At 76.8% G+C, this 306-nt stretch carries 1 protein-coding gene; it reads left to right on the forward strand.

The genetic code is table 11. The features are described 5' to 3' along the window. Positions 1 to 306: OmpA family protein (locus BMG07_RS41085; RefSeq protein ID WP_198089247.1), on the forward strand; the 306-nt coding region annotated here is incomplete at both ends.

Below are 306 nucleotides of genomic sequence, written 5' to 3' on the forward strand. Positions count from 1 at the left end.
CGAGCGCAGCGACACCGGCACGCCGCATTTCGCGTCGGGCGCCGACGGGCTCGCACCGGCCGACCGCGCGCAGCTCGACCGCATCGCCGAACAGGTGAAGGGCCGCGACGGCCTGCGCTTCGAGATCGTGGGCCACACCGACACGCAGGCGCTGAGCGCCAGGTCGCGCGAGCGCTTCGCCGACAACCACGCGCTGGGCCTGGCGCGCGCGCAGCAGGTGGCGCGCTACCTCACGCAGCGCCTCGGGCTGCCCGAAGACGCCGCATCGGCCGCCTCGCGCGGCCCCGACGTGCCCGTGGCCACGCC

The organism is Variovorax sp. E3, from assembly GCF_016082275.1.
Lineage (GTDB): Bacteria > Pseudomonadota > Gammaproteobacteria > Burkholderiales > Burkholderiaceae_C > Variovorax.